The sequence below is a fragment of the Komarekiella delphini-convector SJRDD-AB1 genome (genome assembly GCF_014831675.1).
GTDB lineage: Bacteria > Cyanobacteriota > Cyanobacteriia > Cyanobacteriales > Nostocaceae > Komarekiella.
Genome location: NZ_VJXY01000016.1, coordinates 60,680 through 84,763 on the forward strand (window position 1 = coordinate 60,680; position 24,084 = coordinate 84,763).

Genomic DNA, 24,084 nt, shown 5'->3' on the forward strand with positions numbered 1-24,084 from the left:
TGAGTAGCTATCAGTTAATTCACGATTTATTGCAAGAGCATTTTGCAAGTATGTAAGATTATATTAGGCGTAGATAAATAATAAGGTAAATTATGTAACTAGAAGATTACTTTGACTTTCAGCGTCCTGATGATATTCGATTGAAAGGTACAAGAGTAGGAATTGAAACTATCCTTTATGATTTCATCCATCGGTGTCGGACTCCAGAGGAAATTACCCAAAGTTATCCATCAGTAACTCTAGAGCAGGTATATGCAACTATTCTCTATTACCTACATAACAAGGAAGCAGTCAGTGCTTACATAGCTGATTGGCTAGAACATAGTCACAGAATGCGAGAAGAACAGCGACGCAATCCACCGCCAGTTGTAGTTAAATTACTGAAACTAAAAGCTGAAAGAGAAGTAATGAAAAAAGCAGATGACTCTCAAATATCTTCTTGATGAAAATGTCGATAAAGTCTACAAGCGACAATTTGTCCAGCGCAACCCTACATTAATCATGTGGGTGGTTGGTGATCCTGGCGCTCCTCCCAGAGGCACATTAGATCCAGAAATCTTGCGCTGGTGTGAGGAACACAACTTTCTTTTGGTTACAAATCGCACATCTATACCTGGACATTTAGCTGAACATGTTGCCCAAGAGCGTCATACACCAGGTATTTTTATTTTGAATGATAAATTAACTATTGGTCAGACTATTGATGAATTGATTTTAATTGCTCAAGCACCTTTTAATGATGAATATCAAAACCAAATTGTTCACTTACCACTGCTTTAATACCAATAATGTCTATAATATATAAATTTTATGAAAAAGGATTAAATTGATGAGCGTTACTTTCGATGCAAGAAATCTAAGTTTAGAAGATGTTCAACAGCTTTTGAAATTTGAGGAGAAATTGAATAACTCATTTACATCATTACTATCTCTAGAATCAATTACAGACTTTGAACAACAAGAACTTTCACAAATCCGCAATCTATTTCGTAATTACTATACAGCAGGTAAAATTTCTGAAGGGCAAATAAAGTTTCTCTTCATCGCGCCATTAATGAAATTAGCTGGTTTCTATCAGCCTAGTATTAAGATTACTTTAGAAGAAAATATTGCTGATATTTCCGTTGAAGATGAAGATACAAACATCAAAGGACGGATGGATATTTTAGCTGTTAATAAGACTCAAGGAAAAAAAGTAACTACATTCTTTTGGATTTTAGTAATTCAGTCTAAAAATAGTAGTTTTAATACTTTGGAAGGATTACTACAATTGCTTACTTATACTTACAAAAGTCTAGAAAATCAAACAGTAGTTTGGGGTGTGACTACTAACGGGATGGATTACCAGTTTGTTTATATCCAACAAGGAAATCCTCCAATTTATCAATTATTACCAAAACTAGATATAACTCGCTCTGAATCTTCAATCGAGTTGTTGCAAGTCTTCAAATCAATTTATAAATTATAGTTTAATTTTTTTCTCTTTTCGCTGATGTAGCGCGAGTAGTTTTAACGGTTACTGAATTTTGCAGATTTGCAATTTCCTTAAGTGCATCTTTATAACTATCTTTTTCTCCTTTCTGTTGAAACAGTTTGGCGGATTTTTTAAAATCTGCGATCGCACCCTTTTTATTCCCCATTTTGGCACGAACTATCCCCCGATTATAGTAGGCTAAACCATAGTTAGAATTAATGGCGATCGCCTGAGAATAATCTTCATTAGCTGCTTTTTTATTTCCCATTTCTAAATAGGCGTTACCACGATTATTGTAAGCCGCAGCATCTTTTGAATTTAATTCAAGCGCTTGGTTGTAATCTTCAATTGCTCCTTTATAATCTCCAAAAGAAAAGCGGTGAAGACCTCTATGGATGTAAGCTGCTGTTAATTTAGGATTAATCTGTAAAACTTTATTGTAATCTTCAGTAGCTTCTAGCTGTTCTCCTTGATCACTATAAATATCACCACGATTAAGATAAGCTTCTATATATTTGGGATTAATACTAATTGCATTTGTATAATCTTTAATCGCAGCATCTTTTTGTTGATTAGCAACTTGAGTTAAACCCCGCTGATAATAGGCTTTAGCATCACTGGGATTAATCCCAATCACTGCATCAAAATCCTGAATTGCTGCTTGTCTAAGTTTGAGGCGACGACGAAGAATACCCCGCTGTAAGTAGGCTTCGCTATAGTCAGGTTTAACGGCGATCGCTTTGCTAAAATCCCCAATTGCTCCTTTATTATCTTTTAGTTTAATCCGGGTAAGACCACGCCCATAATAAAAAAATGGGTTTTTAGCATCAAGTTTTATTGCTTGAGTATAGTCAGCGATCGCTTCTTTATACTTACCTAATTCATAAAGAGAAAATCCTCTATCATAATAAGCATTAGCATCTTGAGGATTGAGCAAGATTGCTTGACTAGAGTCTGCTTGTGCTTTTTGATAATCTCCTAGACGATAAAAAGTATCACCTCGCCTGTTGTAAGCCAGCGCATTTTGCGAATCTGATTGAATAGCTTTAGTAAAATCTTCAACTGCTTCTTGAAACTTTCCTGCTTCATATTTATTTACTCCTTGCTGGTACAGTTTTTGAGTATTACTTACAGGTTTTGGTGACTGAAAAAACCAAGTTCCGACACCAAGTGTAATACAACCAGCTATCCCTGACAGAATTAACCAGAGTTTTTTTTGATTCTGTTTTTCTTGATCATACTCATGTGTTAACTGTTTTAAGTCTTCTAAAACTTCGGTTGCATACTGGTAACGCTTGCGATAATTAAAACGCACCATCTTATTAAGAATATTGGCTAATTTTCTGCTAACTTCTGTGGTTTTGTTACGCCAGATAATTTCGCCTGTTAGCTGATTTTTCTGATTTTTTAATCTAGATATATCGTTTGCTTGTAACCCCATGATTGTTGCGATCGCAACTATACCTAAAGCGTAGATATCACTGTTATATTTGGGGTTTCCATGAGATTGTTCATTTGGTAGATATTCAGAATTTCCAACCTTAGTAATTATGACTTCCTTAACAACACCGAAGTCAACCAAAACTAACTTTTTATCTGAGTGTCTACGAATAATATTTGTTGGTTTAATATCCCGGTGAATTATTCCTCGAACATGTACAAACACCAAAATTTCTAAGATTTCTAATAAGAGAGTAATTAGTTGGTCTTCCCTCAGAGGCTTGCCCTGTAAAACTTCCTCCGTTAAAGGATTACCAAATATATATTCTTGAACAATATAGAATTCTTCTTTTTCTTCAAAATAATCAATTAACTTCTGGATTTGGTTGTGTTCTTGTCCTAGTTGTTGTAAGGTTCTCGCCTTACTTATAAACAAATGACGCAGAATTTTTAAAGTTTGAGGATTTTTACTGGGAGGACGTAGCTGCTTCAATACGAATTTACTGTTAGGAAGGTTAGTATCTTCAACTAAATAGGTTTGTGTTACTTCCTCAGTATTCAGAACTGTCAGTATTCGGTAACGTCCGTTCAGTAGATGACTATTCATCAATATAAATAAGTTTTATTTTTAATTATTTGATTATTTTGTAAGTGTTATTAATGAGTTTCATTAAATACAAGCATAAAAATTAAGGTCATTACACTAAACTACAAGTATTAATAATTAGCTAAATTACACATATTTTTAGGTAATTATTTTTCTATATTGGAGGAATATAACAGGCTCAATGGGAAATATTTTACCAGGTTTGAGTGGACTATGTGCAGCAAATAACAGGCGAATTTATGTGAAGTTAAATATGCAAATAATTTTTTCCATATTCTTCAGCAATCTCACTCATGACTTTTGCTCCCAGAATGAGTTACAAAAAGGGCAATTTGAATTATCCAGAACCCCACATAAAAGATTGGAAATCAACGGATTTGGAGAAAACAAAGATCAGGCAGTTAGTGCGAAGCGTCAATTACTCAAAGCATTGAGTTGCCGCGATAAAACTGCTATTAATAGCTTAATTGCACGGTGGCAAACGATTCTGGGAGCAGAAAAGTTAACTGCTTTGATTGTTAACGAAGTAATGGTCGAATGCGATTCTGATAGCCATAGTTGGTTTTGTCAAACTTTTTTTGGACAATCCCAATATGCACAGATGCACCGAAAAGCCGAAAGTAACATTTTTAGAATTTTAATTGGTGAAGGCTTAGAACCGGGTAAGGACTTCAGCTTTGGGTTAAGTGGCGAGATTATAATAAGCGATCGCGCTCAGCAAATCTTACTCAGCCAATTGCCAAAAGAACGCATACCCTCATTTGAGGCTCAATTGCAGTCCTCCCCAGTTCCAAGTCCAGTCGCCGCCATTGAACAGCAATTGGGGTGTCCATTTTTTACCAATTTGACGGAAATTGCAACTCAACAGATACAGATGCTAAATAATTCCCAAGCAGCAGCTTATCTGGGAGTGCTGCTGGCTGGGTTAGTGAAGCGTCATCCTGCACTCCAAAGTGTGGACTTCCCTACACTATTCATTTTCAGAACTCTCAAAGGCTTGTCGCCAGAAAGAGCAATGGCAATCCTCAACGATCCTCAAACCGATCCTGAGTTCGATGAGACTATCATTTTTCAACATTTATTAGCAGCAATGGAAGATACAGAATATCATCGCATTGCTGGTTTAGATGGTGTTATTAGTATCGAACATCTCAAAAAACTTGATTTAGTTTGGTGTGGCGATCGCCGAATTTCGGAAATAATCGCCATGATGGAAAAATGGCATTCCAGAAAAGAAATTAGGAGCCAAGAGCCAGGAACCGGAAGTTAGAGATAAAGAATTCCTAACTTTTTAAGTGAGAACTGATTACAAGTAATTGATAAGCTAATGCACGTCTAAATTGCATAACTACTCTTTGTAGTTGTTAACTGTTGACAGTTAACAGTTAACTGTCAACCTTAATATCGAGGTAATGTGCAATTTAAATGCATAACAGCTTAACTACTTTGTCTAGGCTGGTACGACAAATTTCTCGCTCCCAGCCAGTCCAAAGGCAGCATGTATAACTTGCAAAGCCTTAACACCTTCCTCTTGTGCCACTACGCAACTAATTTTGATTTCTGAGGTAGCGATCATTTGAATATTGATTCGGTTTTGGGCTAGCGCTTCAAACATTTTAGCCGCAACACCTGGTTGTCCTACCATCCCTGCACCGACAATACTCACCTTGGCGATCGCACTATCTAAAACAACTTCACCCCATCCTAATTCTGTAGCCACTTGGGTGAGCATTTTTTTGGCATTTTCCCCATCCATCCGCGCAACCGTAAAGGCAATATCTCGCCGGGGAATACCATCAATCACCCGACAGCGCTGAGATTGAATAATCATATCAACGCTAATGTTATGCTGCGCTAATAGTCCAAACAGCTTCGCCGCCATCCCCGGACGATCTGGCAATTGGCGAATCGCAATACGCGCTTGGTTCATATCTAAGGCGACGCCACGCACGGGGGGAGGGGAGTACTGAGTGCTGAGTAGTGTTAGCGATAGCGGGGCGTTTATCCCGTGCTGAGTCTTGATTGCTGAGTCTTGAGTACTGAGTAGTGAGTTATTCTTCTCCCTCTGCTCCTCTGCCCCCCCTGCTCCTCTGCCCCTCTGCTCCTCTGCTCCCCCTGCTTCTATCTCAAAGGCTGTGCGGAGTGCGGTGACGGCGCGATCGCACGCAGCAGCATCTACTACGCAACTCACTTTTACTTCACTAGTAGAAATCATTTGGATGTTCACCCCGGCTTCTGCTAAGGTGGCGAACATCTTGGCAGCTACACCTGGACGCCCAATCATCCCTGCACCGGCGATACTAACTTTGGCGATATTATGTTCTACCATTACCTCAGCTTCTTCCGATTTGGGGTTAGATTGACTTCTCAGTGCTGGGGCGATGGCTGCGGCTACTGCTTCTGCTCGCTTTAATATTGGTGTTGTTACAGTAAAAGCAATGTCATTACTATTACCTTCATGAATTGACTGAATAATCAAATCCACGTCCACTTTTTGCCGGGAAATCTCGCCAAATAACCTGGCTGCGACACCTGGTTTATCGGGTACGCGCAACAGAGAGACTTTTGCTTGATCTGTGTCAAATTCTACATTATCTACTGGACGGGCAATTTCTAAATTTACCAGCGATCGCCCTTGGGGTTTGGGCGATGTTACCCAAGTACCAGGGTCATCTGTCCAGCTAGACCTAACTACTAAAGGAACACCATAATTACGAGCAATTTCCACGGCACGAGGATGCAACACTTTTGCCCCCAAGCTAGCCAGTTCCAGCATTTCATTACAGGTAATTTCATCTATTAACTGGGCTTCGGGAACTAAGCGAGGATCTGTAGTTAAAATCCCTGGAACATCTGTATAAATTTCACAAAAGTTTGCCTGTATTGCTGCTGCTACAGCCACCGCTGAAGTGTCAGAACCGCCACGCCCCAGAGTCGTAATTTCTAATTCTCCGTTGCTGGATATCCCTTGAAATCCTGCTACTACAACTACTTTGCCTTGATTAAGATGTCGGCTGAGGCGATCAGTTTCAATATGCAAAATCCGAGCGCGGGTGTGTTCAGCTTCAGTAACAATTCCTACCTGAGCACCAGTCATCGAAATTGCAGACTGTCCAAGTTCCTGCAATGCCATGCTAAGTAAGGCAATAGTTACTTGCTCACCAGTAGAAAGCAGCATATCCATTTCCCGGCGGCTAGGACTTGTAGAAATTTCATTAGCTAGTTTGACAAGTCCATCGGTGGTTTTGCCCATTGCAGAAACCACTACTACAAGCGAGTTTCCTGCTTTCACAGTTTTGTAAACACGCTGTGCAACAGCTTGAATACGTTCCACTGAACCGACAGATGTACCACCGTATTTTTGAACTATGAGCGCCATAACTTTTATTCAATCAATTGTGCCTGCTTTCATCAATGCCCCCGCCGGGTCAAAAAGCTGTGCAAGCATTACCAGCTATATAGTTTACTAACTTATCAGAATCAGTTGACACGAAAAACCTGTAATTTATATTTTGTTAGCGATTTTTCGCATACCGAGCTAATCTCATTAAGTCCTCGTAGGCTTGTTACCAGTAGCAAAAGTAGAAAAGAGTATACTCCTTGCTCAGCCACATAAAGATGTAACGATAATTATACCCATACAATTCATAAGCGATCGCTCACCAATAAAACGCACCAATGAATATGCGATCGCGTGATATTATTCAAAAACTACATCTTCGTAAAGTCCTGCTATTGTTTCTTCAAAATCCACGCTGTTTAGTCGAAATGATTTATGTTCTGATGTGTAGGATTGTAAAACCCATAGCCCTTCATTCCGTCGAAAACATTCAACTCGTTGACGCTTTGTATTAATCAGTACATACTCCTGGAGACTTTCTAGTACTTGATAATCGGCGAATTTGTCGCCACGGTCAAAAGCTTCAGTCGAGTTAGATAAAACTTCGACAATTAACCGAGGAAATCTTTTATAAGCTGGCGTTTCTTGATCTCGTTGATCGCAAGTAACCATCACATCGGGATAATAGAAGCGATTCAGAGATTCAATTCGCGCTTTCATATCAGCGATGTAAACACGACAATTAGAGCCACGGACATGATTACGGAGGAGAGTAGCAAGGTTAAGAGCAATGGTGACATGTGCGTCAAGCGCTCCAGCCATTGCGTAGATATAACCGTCGATGTATTCATGTTTGATAGGGTTTTGTTCCTCGATTTGGAGGTACTCTTCAGGAGTAAGATAGTTTTGCTGGGACGAGGCTATCATGGTTGAAACTTCAAGGCTTGAGTGATGCTGATTTCTAGGGTAGCGTTTGCTGTTGATTGAAGTTGGTTTTTGAGTATTAATAAAACCAACAACAGAGACAAAAGAGATTTTGGAGAGAGAACTTTATGTTAGGTCTAGACAGAATTACATTTGACCCTAGTATTATGGGTGGACAAGCTTGCATTCGCGGGATGCGAGTTCCAGTTTCCTTAGTGGTTAATTTGGTAGCTAATGGAAAACTTGTGGAAGAAATTTTAGAAGAATATCCTGATTTAGAACCAGAGGATATTCGTCAATCTTTACTTTATGCAGCGTGGTTGACTCAAGAACGGGTTTATCCATTCAAAATTGCTTAACCAGTAAAATGAAGTTTTTGGCAGATATGGGAATTTCACTACGCACTGTATCTTGGTTGCGTGGTGATGGTTATGATGTCGTGCATTTGCGGGATGAAGGCTTGCAAAGACTACCCGATAATGAGATTTTAATTAAAGCCCGTACAGAAGGGAGAATTTTATTAACTATAGATTTAGATTTTGCTCAACTTTTAGCCGTCAGTGGGGATAGTTTACCCAGTGTCATTTTGTTTAGGTTAGGGAATGATAACTATGATGCAATTAATGAACGTTTGACAACTGTTTTGAGTGAATGTCAGAAAGATTTAGAGGTAGGGGCAATTGTTTCTGTAAGTAATGAAACTTTCCGGGTGAGGCGATTGCCCATATAAGTAAAAAGTGGATTTTATTTTAGGCGATCGCTTGTAGATTTACATTCTAAAGTAGAGCGTAAACGCAAAGTGGCGAAACACCATCATTCAACGAGGAATCAATTTTTTAACGTAACATTAAACTTGGCTTGGACGCGAGATAATATAGCTATAAACTCCATTCGGGGTAGACCAATGCAACTAGAAGATTATTTTGACTTTTTATCAGCCGATGATATTCGCCTAAAAGGACACCGCATTGGCATCGACAATGTACTTGATTATTACTTGGAAGGATATACGCCGGAAGAAATTGCTGCTAATCTACCTAGTTTGAGTTTGGAGCAAATTCACGCTACTATTACTTACTATCTCCATAATCGCGCCAATATTGAAGCTTATTTGTCGCGTCTGGCAACATGGCGTGAACAGCGTTATCAAAAATCGGTTGCAAATCCTTCATCCCTGGTACAACGCCTGAGAATCTTAAAAGCTCAAAGAAACGAACGTCAGGTAAATGCTTTGTGAAGGTTCGTTTTTTGCTCGATGAAAATTTGTCACCCCGTCTGAAAATAGCTGTTCTCCGTCTTAATCCTGGGATAGATATTTTGCGTGTAGGCGAAAATAATGCATCAGCATTGGGAACTTTAGACCCTGATGTGTTGCGTTATCTGCAATTATCTCAACGGCTATTGGTAACAGATAACCGTGCTAGCATGCCAGCACATCTAGAAGCACATTGGGCAGAAGGTGGACATATTTGGGGATTATTTTGGCTGCGTCCTAGAATACCAATCGGACAATTAGCACAAGAACTTTTGTTAATTTGGGAGACGACCGAAGCAGAAGAATGGATAGATCAGTTGGAGTGGATTCCATTTTAGGCGATCGCTTGTAAGTTTACAATCAAAAGGGGAGCGTTAGCGCAGCTTACCAAAGGTATCGTCTTTACAACACATCATTTAAGCTTCAGAACTCGACACTCCGAGATCAAAACCCGGAACTTTGTCACTTTTAACTCGAAACTTGAGCTTCAGAACTCGACAGTTTTCACTTTGAACTCGACAGTTCTTACTTTGAACTCGACAGTTCTTACTTTGAACTCGAAGCTTGAGCTTCAGAACTCGACAATTCTCACTTTGAATTCAACAGTTCTCACTTTGAACTCGACAGTTCTTACTTTGAACTCGACAGTTCTTACTTTGAACTCTAAACTGTGAGATCAAAACATGAAATTTGTTGCTTGGAACTTCAACAGCCAAATTTTAGCGATCGCGCTTTTCAGTTTTATCACGGTACGCTTTGCACAAAATTAGCTTATTCTGGATTTGGGGAGAGGCGATCGCGAAGATTTGCCAAATTCTCACAACACTTCATAGTCGAAGGATGATCTACCCCTAACCGACGCTCAAAAATATCTAACGCTTGCAGGTACAACGGTTCAGCTTTGCTGTAACTTCTTTGGGAGTAGTAGAACTTCGCTAGGTTGTTGAGGCTAACTGCAACGTCGGGATGTTCCTCACCCAACAGGCGTTGTCTTAGTTCTAAAGCTTGTAGGTAAAAGGGTTCGGCTTCAGTGTAACGTCCTTGGGAAGAGTAGAGTACCGCCAAGTTATTGCGGTTAGTTGCAACAAGAGGATGTTCTTCACCCAACAGGTGTTGCCACAGTTTCAAAGCTTGTAGGTACAGGGGTTCGGCTTCGCTGTAATTTCCTTCGGAGTAGTAGACAAACGCCAGGTTGTTGAGGCTAGCTGCAACATCAGGATGTTCTTCACCTAGCAGACGTTGCCTCATTTCCAAAGCTTGTTGGTACAATGATTCGGCTTCGCCGTAATTTCCTTGGAAGCAGTAGAGTGATGCCAGGTTGTTGAGGCTAGCTGCAACATCAGGATTTTCCTCACCCAGCAAACGTTGCCTCATTTGCAAAGCTTGCAGCAACAACGGTTCAGCTTGGCTATAATCTCCTTGGGACTTATAGAGTTCCGCTAGGTTGTTAAGGCTAAGTGCAACATGAAGATGTTCTTCTCCCAGCAAACGTTGCCTCATTTGCAAAGCTTGCAGTAACAACGGTTCAGCTTGTGTGTACCGTCCTTGGGAGTCGTAGAGATACGCCAGGTTATCCAGGCTAGCGGCGACATTGGTATCTTCCTCTCCTAGCAGGTGTCGCCTTATTTGCAAAGCTTGCAGTAACAACGGTTCAGCTTGTGTGTACCGTCCTTGGGATTCGTAGAGTAACCCCAAGTAATCGAGGCTAAGTGCAAAATCAGGATGTTCCTCTCCTAAGCGCTTTTTAGTTACTTCTAGACATTGCTCAACCCAAGGTTCTGCCTGGTCATACAACCCTTGAGCATTGTAGAATTTAGCATTCCCCTCGAAAGCCCAGGTTAAATCTTCATCGCTAACGTGTTGAATCAAATTCTTAGCTACTTCTGCTAAATGAGGCATAACAGAGGAAACAGCAGTGATTTGCTTAAGGGTGAGGGTGTCAGGAATCTTTTTAGCAACTACTACCATTACCCGGCAAAGCGATCGCTTTAATTCCTCCCCCTTGTCTAAACCTGTAAGCTTATATTGAAAAAACTCCCGTAGCAGTGGATGCAGTTGATAAATTCCCTCACCTTTGCGTTGAACTAAATGCAGATTCAACAAGGTATCATCTCTAATTTCTTCTAAATCTTCGACATCTTCCTCTGGTAAACACTGTTCCACCAACTTCCAAGCTATGGGTGCGGCGGCAAATAAACTCAACAAACAACCCAATTGCTTATCATCTTCCTCTAATTCCTGCCAACTCAACTCAAAGGCTGCTAACACACCTCGTTGTGCTGTCATGTCAGCTTCCGACTTAGATTTAGAGAGGGAACACTCATCTAGTCGCTTGTTCTCCAACCGCCGCAACATTTCTGCTAAAGATAAATCCTGTTTCCGCGCCAGATAGCGCCCTACTAATTCCACACCCAAAGGTAAATATCCCAGCCATTCACACAACTGATTTGCTAAAGCTAATTCTTTTTCAATTCGCCCCGGTGTTTCTTTCAGTAAAGACTTTAATAACTCCAGCGCCGCCTCTGGTTGCAACACATCCAAAAATAACTGTGCAATACGTCCCAACTTCTGGCGTGTAGTCATCAACACTTTAAACCGAGAAGGTAGCGACTGTAAGTAAGGCTTGACTTGCTCGTAGTCGCTGACATCATCCAACACTAGCAGCACATCACCTTCACGCCAACGCCGCCAGCAATATTGCACTTGCGCGAGTAAATCAAAATCTTCTGGCGGCTTTAAATCAAGCTGCGTTCTGGCAAACTGCACAACTTGAATGCCCACATCCCCAGTTTTTGGAAGCAACCAGCAAAGTCCACCGTTGTATGTTTCGCGGTGCTGGATGGCATATTGCAGGGCGAGTTCTGTTTTACCAACTCCACCCATACCAGCGATCGCTGCAATGGCAACTTGTTTATTATCCTGCAAAAGTTGGTGCAGTTTTTGCAATTCTTCCTTACGCCCGACAAAATCAACTACCCCACTCAGGGGCAAATTTTGCGGTATTCCAGTAGGGGGATTTAACTTTACCCGTTCCCCTTCAGGCGACTTTAGTCAGAAATTAAAGGTTTGATTGCGGTTGTCATTAGCAACATTCCCGACATTCCCACCATAATTTTTATCAACTGTGTTCGTAAAATTCTGGATGATAGAAGGTTGAGATTTAACAGTATCCGCCAAAGCCTCTACAGCTTGAGCAATTTCAGGGTCTTTGTTTGCCACTTCTTCTACCTGCTCAACCAGAGAAGCTTGACCATAATCTAGCGGTTGTGTTTGAGCTAGTTCTATAGCACTCGCCGTGTTGGGTGCTTTGCGCTTCAGCAGTGATAATAATTTACCGCCTTGCTCTAAAGCCTTTTCGCCCAGGATTTCACCAGTTTTTTCAAAAGCTTTGGTGATGACCAAGGTTGCGATCGCTGCTGCTGTTAGTGATACTGGCTCCATAAGTTTGCCAAAATACACAAGATTTTACTTATGGTTCTCAGTCTAACAGTCTCTAAACAGTTAAATAAAGAGCAAATAGCAGAAGAAATTATAAAACAATTTAAGGGACGACTTCTATAGGTGAAATCGTCCCTCTCAACTTTTAAAAGTGAAATATTACTTATCTGCTTACCCTTGCAGGTTCAACCCACTCATCCCAAGAGCTATCGTAGCCATCATAAGTAATTTTATAAAGTTTTTTACTAACTTCTAAAACTCGCCCTTGATACCATTTACCTCTCCACAAAATTCTTACTGAATCTCCCTTTTTAAAGGATGCCCGGAAACGTGCAGTTTCAACCCATTCATTCCAGGAGCTATCATAACCATCGTAGGTAATATAGCACTTGTTAACATCAACATTAAGTACCGTTGCTGGATACCATCTTCCTTTCCAAAGAACCTCAGCTTTTTGTCCCACAGAACATAGTGAAGCAGCGAAAGCACTGGGAATTAATGTTCCTACCCAGGTTGCCATGAAAATCCCAGCAAACAGTAAGTTCTTTTTCATTATTTTTTTATCCTTAATCGAGAAAATCAAATTTTAATGATGATTAATGGAAATCTAATTCAAAAATTGCCATTAACTCTCACTATTTTTAGGGATTTAAATTAGCGATCGCCTCAGCAAAAATCACGATTTTACCGCGCAGTATGTGAAGATAGCGCTGTTCTGTTCCGCATTTAATTTAAACACTAGTTTTTGATATTACTTATATTCATCTGCACTATATCGGTGATTAAAAAGTTTAATTTTACAATGTATTAATAATTCGTTAGCGATCGCAACCATGATATGCAGTACAATTGTACTATAAAAAATATTTGACTTAACCTTTATCTGGAGGGTGGCAATATGACAAGTAATCAAATATCTCTGCTAGAACTTATCGAAATTTTTGCAGAATATCGCAATAACATCATCATCAATATTAAACACCTACAAGAACATTATCAAAGAACAAGTATTAAGCGAGTTAAAGGTGTTAGAGATAAAAACGGGGAACTCATTCAGCCTTGGCTGCGAACAGAAAATATAGATAATGCCGAGTATGTTCGCATGGGTGAGTTTGAGTTTAATCGCAACACCGCAACTATCAATATGCTCGTTAAACGTAAAGTCAAACTTGCCAAAATTGAAGACCAAACTCCTATTTTTGAAGTTGCAGGTTTGTTAGTAAATGACTTAGATACCTTTAATAATTACACGATTGTAAGTGACGGAAAAATCAACGTAAAATCTTTAAAAGTTAAAATTAGTAGTAAAAACCTTTTTGAATTGCTCAAACAAAAAGGTGTAATAGATACAGAAGAATTCGATTTCTGTATTGAATATACCATCAAGCTAGATAACTTGCCACTTGTCCCTTTTGATAGACATTACAGCAATATTGATGGTTTGTTCAATGAACTAGCAGAAATCAAAGTCCTTTCTAGTATTATTTCTGCTCACTTGAAAGGAGAGTCAGATGTATTTATACCAGCACAATTGGATGAGTTAAAAAATCACTATGTTTCTAATAGCATCTACATCAACTTTCCTACAACCAACGAATACACTGACATCACAGAAGCTCTTGCTAATGGTACTCTTGATTCACGAGTAAGTTATAAAATAGACATTGGTAGCCAAGATATTCTCAACCTCAGTAAGTTACATTATGCGAACAAGTTCTTAAACAAAATGTATAGGCTTTATGACCAAGAAACTGGGGAGATTTTCACTAAATCTAGTTTTTATATAGCGTTCAATGAAAATTTTGCCTTGAGGCACAAGCTACTATCATCCCGTATCAAGTTAGCTAAAGTCGATGAGTTCATGAAACGAATTTTTGATGAATTTTTGGGACTTGAAAAGAATGGCATTATTACAGATATTCTCGTAAAAGTTGGTGCTGAGAGTTTGGCACAATTATTGCAAGATAAATACACTGATAAGCAGTTCAGCAAACAGGAAATGATTGCAGCCTTAACAATGGCGAATACTAAGCTAGAGCAATATACAAAACAAATCTACCGGGATAAAATTTGTCCTTTGGTATTCTACATTGGTTCTACTGGATTGTTGCCAGATGAAATGGCAGTGAAAGCCATGAATGCTGAGGAATTAGCTGCCAAATACCCCAATTTACAGTTTTCTAGAGACGAGAAAAAGGGAACATTTTTTGTAGTAGGCGATAGTATTATCAGCGTATACGCAAAAACTGAGTATTACAGCAAAAAGATTGCTGTTAGTGTGGAAGCATAAGATTTAAAAAGTCAAGTAAAAATACAAAATTGCTGAGAGGTTGTTTGAAAAGTAGTTACCTGTGATTTTAGGCACTTGTTGATCCCCCCTAACCCCCTTAAAAAGGGGGATTTAGGGGGATCTAGAACGTTTTGCTACCAACAAGAGGACTTTTCAAACATCCTCTGAGGTATTCTTAGCAATTTTGTACTTATATCAATATCCATTGCTTTCAATACCGCTTTATCGAGTTGCGAGAAATTCCGCAACGACAACATAATTTTATAAATGCGATCGCTTCTCACAATTGCAAAGTGTTACTGTCGAAAATGTGAAAGTGCGACAAACTGGGTAAAGTTGCTTTAGCCTCGCGATCGCTTTGAAAATACGCTTATTACTTAGTTATTTTTATTACTTTAACTATAAATATTATTTAGTAAATAATTAAAAAGTAACACATATTAAACAGTATAATATCGGCTTCTTGGTATTATTTGTGATGCACTAACGATAAAAAACAATGGATGAACATCAACATCGCTCTTATTGGCGTGCTAATACTGCTTTAATTCGTAATCTTTTAATTGTCTGGGTACTAGTTTCCCTAGTTTTCAGTATTTTGTTGGTTCAACCATTGAATGCGGTACGTTTTTTTGGCGTACCGTTTGGCTTTTGGATGGCACAACAAGGATCAATTCTAATATTTGTGGCATTGATTTTCATTTATGCCTTCCAAATGGACAAGCTAGACCGCAAGTATAATCTCAAGAAGTGAGGGAAAATCGTGTCAGTTGAAATTTGGACTATTGTGCTAGTTGGTCTTTCTTTCCTAGCCTACATTTATATTGGTTGGCAATCACGAGTTGAAAATAGTAAAGACTTCTTTGTAGCAGGTCAGGGAATACCCTCAATTGCAAATGGTGCAGCCACCGCCGCAGACTGGATGTCCGCGGCTTCGTTTATTTCTATGGCGGGGCTGATTTCTTTTTTGGGTTACGACGGTTCTATTTATCTGATGGGCTGGACTGGTGGCTATGTACTACTAGCATTATTGTTAGCTCCCTATCTGCGGAAATTTGGTAAATATACTGTACCGGACTTTGTGGGCGATCGCTACTACTCGAACATTGCTCGTTTGGTGGCGGTAGTTGCAGCTATTTTCGTCTCTCTCACCTACGTTGCTGGACAAATGCGGGGTGTAGGCATTGTCTTTAGCCGCTTCCTGCAAGTAGATATCAATACGGGTGTGATCATCGGTATGGTGATTGTGGGCTTTTTTGCCGTATTGGGGGGTATGAAAGGTATTACCTGGACGCAAGTGGCACAATACTGTGTGTTAATTTTTGCTTACTTGATTCCGGCTATTGCGATCGCCTGGTTACTCACAGGGAATCCAGTTCCTCAATTAGCATTTACCTTTAGTGATGTTGCTGACAAGCTCAATCAAATCCAGCTTGACCTAGGGTTCAAAGAGTATACTCAGCCATTTGTGAACAAGTCGATGCTTGATGTACTGTTCACTACCATTGCTCTGATGGTAGGTACTGCTGGCTTACCTCATATCATCGTCCGATTTTATACAGTACCAAGTGTGCGTGCAGCTCGCTTCTCTGCGGGTTGGGCACTGTTATTTATTGCCATTCTTTATACAACTGCTCCAGCCCTCTCAATGTTTGCCCGCTATAATCTGATTGATTCTCTGCATAATCATACAATCGCAGAAGTGCAACAGCTAGACTGGGCGACCAAGTGGGAAAAAACTAAACTGCTAGCCTTCGATGACAAAAATAAAGATGGGCGTCTGCAATTAACTCCAAATAAAGAAACTAACGAAATTACGATTGACCGAGACATCATTGTGCTCTCCACCCCAGAGGTGGCTAAACTTGCTCCTTGGGTGGTTGGCTTGGTAGCAGCTGGTGGGTTGGCAGCTGCTTTGTCTACAGCATCAGGTCTATTGCTAGTAATTTCTAGTTCCGTCGCCCACGATATTTACTACCGCATATTAGATTCAACAGCATCAGAACAAAAACGGGTGTTTGTTGGGCGGATCATGGTAGGGGTGTCTCTTGTCCTCGCGGGATACTTTGGGGTAAATCCACCGGGATTTGTGAGTGAGGTGGTGGCTTTTGCCTTTGGTTTAGCCGCTGCTAGCTTCTTCCCAGTGATTTTCTTAGGGATTTTCGACAAGCGCACCAATTCTGAAGGGGCGATCGCTGGCATGTTGACGGGTTTGATTTTCACAATCATCTACATTGTCGGCGTCAAGTTTGGGGGTATGGAACCCTGGTTTTTTGGGGTTTCTCCTGAAGGAATTGGGACTTTAGGTATGATTATTAACTTAGTAGTGACTCTGGTAGTTTCTCGGCTAACGCCACCCCCTCCAGCACACATTCAGGCGTTGGTGGAAGATTTACGTAGTCCGGGTATTGAACAATAGTGTTTTTTGCCAACGCACAGGCGCTTCTCTACGAGACGTTACGCGAACGCCTTACCGCAGGGTTGGAACGCTAAGGGAAGCGCTGAGGAACGCAAAGGGGGATAACTCTGTGTTTCTCGGCGTTTTCTTTACTGAAGCTCTTGGATGTTATTCATTACTTGTTGGTATAAGTCGTTGTTGCCTTGTTTTTTAAAGATGGCTGCGGCTTTTTGTAAGTCTTTGAGCGCACCCGGTTTGTCCCCGTTGGCGGCGCGGGCGTTTCCGCGGTTATTGTAGGCAGGGGCAAAGTTGGAATTGAGGCGAATGGCTTGATTGTAATCTGCGATCGCTCCTTGTGGATCTCCATTGGCGGCGCGGGCATTTCCTCGATTATTGTAGGCAATAACATATTTCTGGTCGAGACGAATTGCTTGATCATAATCATTTAGCGCCGCTTTTTGGTCTTTGTTGGCGGCGTGAGCATTCCCTCGATTGTTGTAGGCTTCGGCGTAGTTGGGAGCAAGGCGAATCGCTTCGTTGTAATCCTCAATCGCTGCTTTGTTGTCTCCTAGGGAAGCACGCGCATTTCCCCGGTTATTGTAGGCTTCAGCATTGTTATGATTGATACTAAGTGCTTGGTCATAATCTGCGATCGCTCTTTTTTTGTCTCCCAGATCAAAGTAGGCTAGTCCTCGACTATTGTAAGCCTCTCCATATTGAGGATTGAGGCTAATCGCTTGGTTGTAGGAAGCGATCGCAGTTTGCAAGTCGCCTTTAACATGTTGATTCTGTCCCTGAATGTAGAATTCCCCAGCTTTAGATGTTTTAGCTGGGCGAGGGTTAGGAGAAGTAACTCCTATTTCTGTCACCAATACATCTTTGTTTTTACTACAAGAAAAGCCTGTAATTGCGCTTAATGTGGTAAAAACAGCTATGGTAAATGCTCTGCTTACTCTTATTGGCTTTTGCTGAAATAAGCGCCATCTCATAAGTTGCTACACACCACCATGACACCTGAATGAAATTAGTACCAATTAGTTATTTCTTGATTTTAAGAATTATTCTAACTTTCGGTAGAAGTATAAAATCAATTAATAAGCTTACCTAATATTTACTAGATTTATTTAAAGGTCGTCGATAAGATAGATTTATAAATTTTAAGTATAAAACTATTCATTTAATCTTTCCTCTTGTTATCTTACTGCTTTCTGGGAGTAGGTTCATTATGAACCTTATAAGTATTCAATATGTTATTTATAATACTTTTTTAAAAAATATTTCAAATTCTTGCGTGTCCAGATCCCCGAATTCTCAAAAAAGTCGGGCATCTTTTCAATCCTCCACATCACTTTCTTGGGTTTTTGGAGTCAGTCGCCAAGCAGTAGTTTTATCGATATCTACAGATAGTTGTTCTAAATTTTGCCCTAAATCTTTTTGGAGTTTTTGAGTTAGTGTAATCGGAAAATCTAAATTAATATCTTGGGTTTGTGCTAGTTTTGCCAATTCTGTAAACGTAACTTTTACTGTGGTGCGATCGTAACTAGTCAGTTTGCAATAAGAAGTTTCTGGGATATTTTGAGCCTGCATAGCTTTTTTAATTCGCTCTTGCAAATTCTCAAATTCTGAATTTAACAGCTTCCACTGCTCCTCAAGTTGCATGTATTTTGCACCAAGTATTGTGAGGTCTTCTGTTGCAGGATTGGGGCTAACTTGGGCTTGTAATTTTAACAAACACAAATGTACTTGAGCAAGATAAATACAGTCTAAATAAGCATAATCTATCTGTTCTTCAGTTAGGGGGCGCTTTCCCCAATCGCTTACTTGTTCTTGTTTATCGATATTGTTAAAGTTACAAAGTGCTGTAGCTAGGGTTTTGAGTTGATAGTTTGGTAATGGCAATAGATAATAGGGAATTTTTTTTGCTATGTCCAAAGTGCAAGTAATATTTTTCGCTTGCTTATTGCCGAGAAATTTCAGATCATAACTGGCATTGTGAAATACTTTTTCAATGGCAGGATTTATCATGATTTCCTGAATAAACTCAGCGATGATATCAGGCTGATCTAGGACATCTAAAAGATAAACGCGATCGCCACTCATATCTTGAGGATCATCTAACACCTGAATTAGCGACAGTCTGGGATTACGACTTTTATAATCAGCGACTTCTGTATCTATCCACAAGGTTTTAGCTGTGGTGTATGCGGCAACAATAGCACGAATTTCATTAGGATAATTAATATATGGCATTGGCTAATATTTCCTCGTAATTTGAGGTATCGATAATCAGTTATAGTTTCCCAAATTAGCATTCAAAACTAAACAATCATATTCATTACTAGGAAGTAGTCGGAATCTGGACGTGCTGAGGCTAGTAAACAACTACAGATGATGTTTACTTACAAATATAATAGCGAGAGGCTGTTGTAGAATCACAAATTTAGATGGCAATTAGACGTACTACGCCACTCTTTTAATACAACACCAGACCACAATAAAAAACCTATAAGTAAAAGTCCCGTAACTCCATCTAGCCATATCAAACAATGCATTTTCAAAGACATTGGAGCAAGCATCGGGAAAAGATAATGCCCCGGGCTAGAAATACTAGTAATGGAGTACAATCCCAAAGAAAGATATGCTAACCAAAACATACCTTTGGTGTATAACCAATATCCCAACAGTCCTACTGGAGTCATCACAATCACAACGCTAATTACTCCAACAGAAGTAAACCATTCTGGGCCAGGATATCGACTCAAAAATAGTGCATTGTCTGTGTAGTGTAGCCAAGTAGAAATCAGGTTGAGTGTAATGATAGCTAGCAGAATCTTCTGACGGAGGCTAAAAAGATTTGTCATATTACACTATTTCGTTACAAATTGCTAAGCCCACAGCGATCGCTATGGGCATAGAAAATCTATGATGGTTCAGTCGCAATTTATTTTTGCCCTGCGCCTTGAGGGGGATGTGAGACAACTTTTTTAGCTAAACCTAAAGTCTTTAAGACTTGGATGCTCCACCAAGTGACATCAATTTCCCACCATAACAATCCAGATTTTGCCATGTGGGGATAAGTATGATGGTTGTTGTGCCATCCTTCACCATAAGTCATTAGGGATACCCACCAAAGATTACGAGCGCCGTCATTAGCATCAAAGGTGCGATAACCCCACAGGTGTGATGCAGAGTTCACGAACCATGTGGAGTGCCAGAGTAAGACTGATCTGACAAAAATGCCATAGATTACAAAAGACCACCCTCCCAAGGCATATAGGAGTAACCCGAAGGGAATTTGTAGGAGTAGGAAGTAGCGATCTAGCCAGCGATAGAAAGGTTGTCTGGCTAAATCAGGTGCATATTTTTGATAAGTTTCATAGTCAAAAAACTCTGGACGAGGGTAGAAAATCCACAGCATGTGGCTCCACCAAAAGCCTCGCTGAGCAGAGTAAGGATCTAGGTTGATATCTTCGGTGTGAGCGTGATGCTGGCGGTGTCCACCAACCCAAAAAATAGGCCCTCCTTGGAGAGCAACAGCTCCAATGGTGGCGATCACATACTCTAACCACTTGGGAACCTGGAAACTACGATGGCTCAGTAATCGATGATATCCCAGGCAAATACCAATGCTGCCAAATAACCAATGGAGAAACAGCAATAAACCTAATGCTGGCCAAGAGAAAAACCAAGGAGCCAAGAGAGCTAAGGCATGAAATGCAGTAAAAAACACCACATTTACCCATCTGAGTCGAGGGGAATTTCCTCTCTCAGGGGCGATCGCCGGAAAATTTGCGGTCATAACAATTCCTGTTTATGGATGATCAAGCGATTTGCTTTTTTGGGTGCAACCCTACAGGGATTTACCTGCTCTGTATATTAGTTTGTTACAGTGAAGCAAAGCAAGTATCACTTACATCTGTTATGCTACCAATTCTTCCTTTTTTATGCAAGTGGCACTTGCATTTTCTTTATGTCGTCTCAACCCCTTTCAACTCGTCAACGTCTGATTGAAGCCGCACTTGAGTTGTTTACAGCTCAAGGAGTAAGTTCTACCACAACCCGCCAAATTGCTGAAAAAGCCGAAGTTAACGAAGTAACGCTATTCCGTAATTTTGGTAATAAGCATGGACTGCTTTTGGCTGTGCTCGAAGAATCCGCAGCCTTCAAGAATTTAGGCGAGTCACTGGTGCGACGGGCAACTCCTCCTGGGAATGTCTACCAAGCTCTAAAGGATTATGCAAGTGATAGCTTACACGCATTAGAACGAGTACCAGAGTTTGTCCGGTCTGTGGTGGGTGAAGCCGATCAATTCCCGGCAGAAAATCGCCGCGCTTTAGGAAGAGGAGTAACAGAAGCAAACCGCTATGTAGCACAGTATTTAGCTACTGTAATCCAGCAAGGACACTTAAATACCTATTTACCCGCAGAAAAATTAGCAAGTTTGCTGAATGGGATGATTTTGGGATATGCCGTAATTGAATTTACCAGTGAATTTCACGAACTTTGGGAAGATCGAGATGATTTTCTGGAGAATTTAGTAGAGTTGTTTTTACACGGTGCTATGTCATTCTCAGCGGAATCAGCAACGGAATCTTTATCAGGAAGCTTTATTACTAGGGAAGTGGCTGATTTACCTGCTGGTTTAGTCCACGAAATTTTGCGACAAGCCAGGAAGTCGGGAGTACAAGATTATGCACTGGCTTATGTGTTGTTTGGTGGTGGGTTATCTGTAACAGAAATAGTCAATTTACAGCGATCGCACCAAATTTACGATACTCAAGGGCATTTCCTGCAAATTACAACCCCAGGATTTGTTCGCCAAGTACCTGTGAATCAGTGGATTTTGGGCAACCGCTACGGTTCTTACACCAACAATCCTTTAACTAAATGGTTGAAAAGCCGTAAAGATAGTCAACCCGCCATGTTCCTTAATGGATCTGGTCAACCAATTTCAGAATCAGAGCTTCAAGTACATTGGCGAACATGGACTGAGGGATTGTTAACTCCTCAAGGACAACCGCCAGCGATCGCTCAGGCCCAACAAACCTGGTGTGTAGAAATGTTAATGCGAGGTATTAGCTTAGAAAACTTGAGTATTTTAACTGCTTGCGATCGCAGTCAGTTACAGCCCTATGCCAAAAGAGCCAGAGAAAAAGCAGCGCTAGAGCAAGCAATCCGTTTAGATCATAAGACTGGATAGGAGTGTAAGGTATTTGTCTACACTTTTTAAGAAAATATTGCTTAATAAAGAACTAAGTCAAAGGGACAAGGTTTCGCAATGCCATAGCCTTGAGCATAATTTACCCCAAGCGCTTTAATTTTTTCTAAGATGGCATCATTTTCCACAAATTCTGCAATAGTTTGAATCCCTATCGCTTGTCCAACCTGATTAATCGCTTCAACCACTGCCGAATCAATAGGATTGTCCAAAATATGTTTAATAAAGCTGCCATCTATTTTCAAAAAATCTACAGGCAGATTTTTAAGATAGGCAAACGAGGACATCCCACTGCCGAAATCATCTAAAGCAAAACGACAGCCAATATTTCTTAATTCACTGATAAATTGAGAAGCTTTACTTAGGTTAGTAATGGCAACAGTTTCAGTAATTTCAAAACAGATCGTTTGGGGTGGGATTTGGTGCAAAGCAAATTGCTCATCATTGATGCTCGCACCCGATAAATTGATGGCATAAAGATAACTTTGGCAATTATCTGCTGCTTGACAATGGTTCCAGGCGTTCCGGTAGTGTTACCCTTGAGTAGCAAACAGAGTGCGGATCACCCAGCGATCAATTAAATGCATGAGGTTGTAACGTTCAGCCACCGGAATAAACGCTATCGGTGACACCAATGCCAGTTTCATCTAGCAAGCGCAGGAGAACCTCATAATGTTCCCCACTCAACTCAGTCTGGGAAACAGGAACAATTGATTGATAATAGAGGCGAAACCGATTTTCTTCCAGAGCATGAGCTAGGCGCGTCACCCATTGCATTTCTCCTTGTTGCCTTGCTAAATCGAGATCCTCAGCTTGATAGACATGTACCCGATTCCGCCCGCGATTTTTGGCTACATAGCAAGCGGCATCTGCAAGACTTAAGACGTTAGTAATGCTTTGACTGTATGCGTCAATGATGACTAATCCAATACTGACTCCAATGGTAAAAAGTTTATCCTGCCAGACAAATCGGAACTCTTGAACCTTTTCACGCAGAGTATTAGCAATTCGTTGTGCTTGTTCCAGTGGGCATTGATTGAGCAGTAAGCCAAATTCGTCTCCGCATAAACGAGCTAAAGTATCCGTTTTACGAACTTGGCTTTGAAACAATGCTGTTACTTGACGCAAGAGTTCATCACCGGCAAAATGACCAGAGGTATCGTTGACAATTTTGAACTGGTCTAAGTCAAGATAGCAAAGAGCATATTGTTGATTATGCATCTTGGCTTGATTCATAGCCTGCTCTATGTGATATTCAAACTCGTGACGATTCACCAGTCCAGTTAAAGCATCGTGGCTAGCTTGCCAGGTAAGTTGCCGAGATAGACTGCGGGTGTGAGACACATCATGAAATACCATAACTGCCCCAATCACCTGACTGTCGCTAGCACGAATCGGGGCAGCAGAATCATCAATAGCAAACTCATCTCCATTGCGAGCAATCAGGATTGTATAGTTGGCAAGACCGACTATACAACCTTCTTGTAGGGCTTGTTCTACCGGATTTGCCACTGGCTCACGAGAGTGGTTTCGTTAACGATCTGAAAAACTTCTTTTATGGGCAATCCTTGTGCTTCTGACTGACTCCAACCCGTCAGTGTTTCGGCAATGGGATTGAGATATTGGATTCGACCTAGAACATCTGTAGTAATAACTGCATCGCCAATTTCGCAATGTCACTTGGGCTAGCTCTTTTTCTT

At 40.5% G+C, this 24,084-nt stretch carries 25 protein-coding genes; 12 read left to right on the top strand and 13 right to left on the bottom strand.

All coding sequences use genetic code 11. The annotated features are described in order from the left end of the window. Positions 1-140: 140 nt before the first annotated feature. The 3 genes from FNW02_RS16120 to FNW02_RS16130 are packed head-to-tail and all read left to right on the top strand — an operon-like array spanning position 141 to position 1,468. Positions 141-443, top strand: coding sequence for a DUF433 domain-containing protein (locus FNW02_RS16120; protein WP_225225687.1), 303 nt, complete (start codon positions 141-143; stop codon positions 441-443). Next, complete coding sequence (locus FNW02_RS16125; RefSeq protein ID WP_191758530.1) at positions 421-780, top strand: DUF5615 family PIN-like protein; 360 nt, start codon at positions 421-423, stop codon at positions 778-780. Before FNW02_RS16120 ends, FNW02_RS16125 begins: the two co-directional genes overlap by 23 nt. Before the next feature lie 49 nt (positions 781-829). Next, the gene (locus tag FNW02_RS16130) at positions 830-1,468 is read left to right on the top strand and encodes a restriction endonuclease subunit R (protein WP_191758531.1); all 639 of its coding nucleotides are present in this window, start codon (positions 830-832) and stop codon (positions 1,466-1,468) included. Position 1,469: 1 nt separating this feature from the next. Here the strand turns inward: FNW02_RS16130 and FNW02_RS16135 are convergent, their stop codons facing one another. Then, positions 1,470-3,521, bottom strand: coding sequence for a tetratricopeptide repeat protein (locus FNW02_RS16135; RefSeq protein WP_191758532.1), 2,052 nt, complete (start codon positions 3,519-3,521; stop codon positions 1,470-1,472). Positions 3,522-3,702: 181 nt separating this feature from the next. On the opposite strand from FNW02_RS16135, the gene FNW02_RS16140 reads away from it, so the two are divergent. Further along, positions 3,703-4,791, top strand: coding sequence for a hypothetical protein (locus tag FNW02_RS16140; RefSeq protein ID WP_225225688.1), 1,089 nt, complete (start codon positions 3,703-3,705; stop codon positions 4,789-4,791). Positions 4,792-4,971: 180 nt separating this feature from the next. Here the strand turns inward: FNW02_RS16140 and FNW02_RS16145 are convergent, their stop codons facing one another. Both FNW02_RS16145 and FNW02_RS16150 read right to left on the bottom strand, forming a co-directional pair. Beyond that, positions 4,972-6,900 (bottom strand): aspartate kinase, encoded by a 1,929-nt coding sequence (locus FNW02_RS16145; protein WP_191758533.1) that lies wholly within the window; start codon positions 6,898-6,900, stop codon positions 4,972-4,974. Between the two features lie 321 nt (positions 6,901-7,221). Beyond that, positions 7,222-7,788, bottom strand: coding sequence for a Uma2 family endonuclease (locus tag FNW02_RS16150; RefSeq protein WP_191758534.1), 567 nt, complete (start codon positions 7,786-7,788; stop codon positions 7,222-7,224). A gap of 125 nt (positions 7,789-7,913) precedes the next feature. On the opposite strand from FNW02_RS16150, the gene FNW02_RS16155 reads away from it, so the two are divergent. The 4 genes from FNW02_RS16155 (at position 7,914) to FNW02_RS16170 (ending at position 9,378) form a co-directional block, all read left to right on the top strand. Continuing rightward, a complete protein-coding gene (locus tag FNW02_RS16155) occupies positions 7,914-8,144 on the top strand; it encodes a DUF433 domain-containing protein (RefSeq protein ID WP_191758535.1) in 231 nt (76 codons plus the stop codon). An 8-nt stretch (positions 8,145-8,152) separates the two neighbouring features. After that, positions 8,153-8,515, top strand: a complete 363-nt coding sequence (locus FNW02_RS16160; protein WP_191758536.1) for a DUF5615 family PIN-like protein — start codon at positions 8,153-8,155, stop codon at positions 8,513-8,515. 174 nt (positions 8,516-8,689) lie between these two features. Next, on the top strand, positions 8,690-9,022 hold the full coding sequence (locus FNW02_RS16165) for a DUF433 domain-containing protein (protein ID WP_191758537.1): 333 nt from the start codon (positions 8,690-8,692) through the stop codon (positions 9,020-9,022). Then, positions 9,019-9,378 (top strand): DUF5615 family PIN-like protein, encoded by a 360-nt coding sequence (locus tag FNW02_RS16170; protein ID WP_191758538.1) that lies wholly within the window; start codon positions 9,019-9,021, stop codon positions 9,376-9,378. Before FNW02_RS16165 ends, FNW02_RS16170 begins: the two co-directional genes overlap by 4 nt. Positions 9,379-9,811: 433 nt before the next feature. On the opposite strand, the gene FNW02_RS16175 is transcribed toward FNW02_RS16170, so the two are convergent. The 3 genes from FNW02_RS16175 to FNW02_RS16185 form a co-directional block, all read right to left on the bottom strand. Next, the gene (locus FNW02_RS16175) at positions 9,812-12,031 is read right to left on the bottom strand and encodes a tetratricopeptide repeat protein (protein ID WP_225225689.1); all 2,220 of its coding nucleotides are present in this window, start codon (positions 12,029-12,031) and stop codon (positions 9,812-9,814) included. Between the two features lie 60 nt (positions 12,032-12,091). Further along, complete coding sequence (locus FNW02_RS16180) at positions 12,092-12,481, bottom strand: hypothetical protein (protein WP_191758539.1); 390 nt, start codon at positions 12,479-12,481, stop codon at positions 12,092-12,094. 160 nt (positions 12,482-12,641) lie between these two features. After that, entirely contained in the window at positions 12,642-13,031 is a 390-nt protein-coding gene (locus FNW02_RS16185) for an agenet domain-containing protein (RefSeq protein WP_191758540.1), read from the bottom strand. A 345-nt stretch (positions 13,032-13,376) separates the two neighbouring features. Here FNW02_RS16185 and FNW02_RS16190 point away from each other — a divergent pair, with 345 nt between their 5' ends. From FNW02_RS16190 to FNW02_RS16200, 3 genes are all read left to right on the top strand, one after another. After that, complete coding sequence (locus FNW02_RS16190) at positions 13,377-14,768, top strand: hypothetical protein (protein WP_225225690.1); 1,392 nt, start codon at positions 13,377-13,379, stop codon at positions 14,766-14,768. Between the two features lie 499 nt (positions 14,769-15,267). After that, positions 15,268-15,522: a DUF4212 domain-containing protein gene (locus FNW02_RS16195; protein WP_191758541.1), complete on the top strand. Its 255-nt coding sequence runs from the start codon at positions 15,268-15,270 to the stop codon at positions 15,520-15,522. 9 nt (positions 15,523-15,531) lie between these two features. Next, positions 15,532-17,187, top strand: coding sequence for a VC_2705 family sodium/solute symporter (locus tag FNW02_RS16200; RefSeq protein ID WP_191758542.1), 1,656 nt, complete (start codon positions 15,532-15,534; stop codon positions 17,185-17,187). A 128-nt stretch (positions 17,188-17,315) separates the two neighbouring features. Here the strand turns inward: FNW02_RS16200 and FNW02_RS16205 are convergent, their stop codons facing one another. The 4 genes from FNW02_RS16205 to FNW02_RS16220 all read right to left on the bottom strand — a co-directional run bounded on the left by FNW02_RS16205 (position 17,316) and on the right by FNW02_RS16220 (position 20,965). Next, positions 17,316-18,155 (bottom strand): tetratricopeptide repeat protein, encoded by an 840-nt coding sequence (locus FNW02_RS16205; RefSeq protein WP_191758543.1) that lies wholly within the window; start codon positions 18,153-18,155, stop codon positions 17,316-17,318. A gap of 343 nt (positions 18,156-18,498) precedes the next feature. After that, positions 18,499-19,416, bottom strand: a complete 918-nt coding sequence (locus FNW02_RS16210; RefSeq protein WP_191758544.1) for a ribonuclease D — start codon at positions 19,414-19,416, stop codon at positions 18,499-18,501. A 182-nt stretch (positions 19,417-19,598) separates the two neighbouring features. Then, on the bottom strand, positions 19,599-20,027 hold the full coding sequence (locus tag FNW02_RS16215) for a hypothetical protein (protein WP_191758545.1): 429 nt from the start codon (positions 20,025-20,027) through the stop codon (positions 19,599-19,601). 80 nt (positions 20,028-20,107) lie between these two features. Next, on the bottom strand, positions 20,108-20,965 hold the full coding sequence (locus tag FNW02_RS16220; RefSeq protein ID WP_191758546.1) for an acyl-CoA desaturase: 858 nt from the start codon (positions 20,963-20,965) through the stop codon (positions 20,108-20,110). Between the two features lie 171 nt (positions 20,966-21,136). On the opposite strand from FNW02_RS16220, the gene FNW02_RS16225 reads away from it, so the two are divergent. Then, on the top strand, positions 21,137-22,366 hold the full coding sequence (locus FNW02_RS16225; protein ID WP_191758547.1) for a TetR family transcriptional regulator: 1,230 nt from the start codon (positions 21,137-21,139) through the stop codon (positions 22,364-22,366). Positions 22,367-22,407: 41 nt separating this feature from the next. On the opposite strand, the gene FNW02_RS38685 is transcribed toward FNW02_RS16225, so the two are convergent. The 3 genes from FNW02_RS38685 to FNW02_RS39920 all read right to left on the bottom strand — a co-directional run bounded on the left by FNW02_RS38685 (position 22,408) and on the right by FNW02_RS39920 (position 24,051). Next, positions 22,408-22,812 (bottom strand): EAL domain-containing protein, encoded by a 405-nt coding sequence (locus FNW02_RS38685; RefSeq protein ID WP_225225691.1) that lies wholly within the window; start codon positions 22,810-22,812, stop codon positions 22,408-22,410. Between the two features lie 172 nt (positions 22,813-22,984). Beyond that, on the bottom strand, positions 22,985-23,896 hold the full coding sequence (locus FNW02_RS38690) for a diguanylate cyclase domain-containing protein (protein WP_348535398.1): 912 nt from the start codon (positions 23,894-23,896) through the stop codon (positions 22,985-22,987). Continuing rightward, entirely contained in the window at positions 23,881-24,051 is a 171-nt protein-coding gene (locus FNW02_RS39920) for a PAS domain-containing protein (protein ID WP_348535401.1), read from the bottom strand. Before FNW02_RS39920 ends, FNW02_RS38690 begins: the two co-directional genes overlap by 16 nt. Positions 24,052-24,084 lie beyond the last annotated feature (33 nt).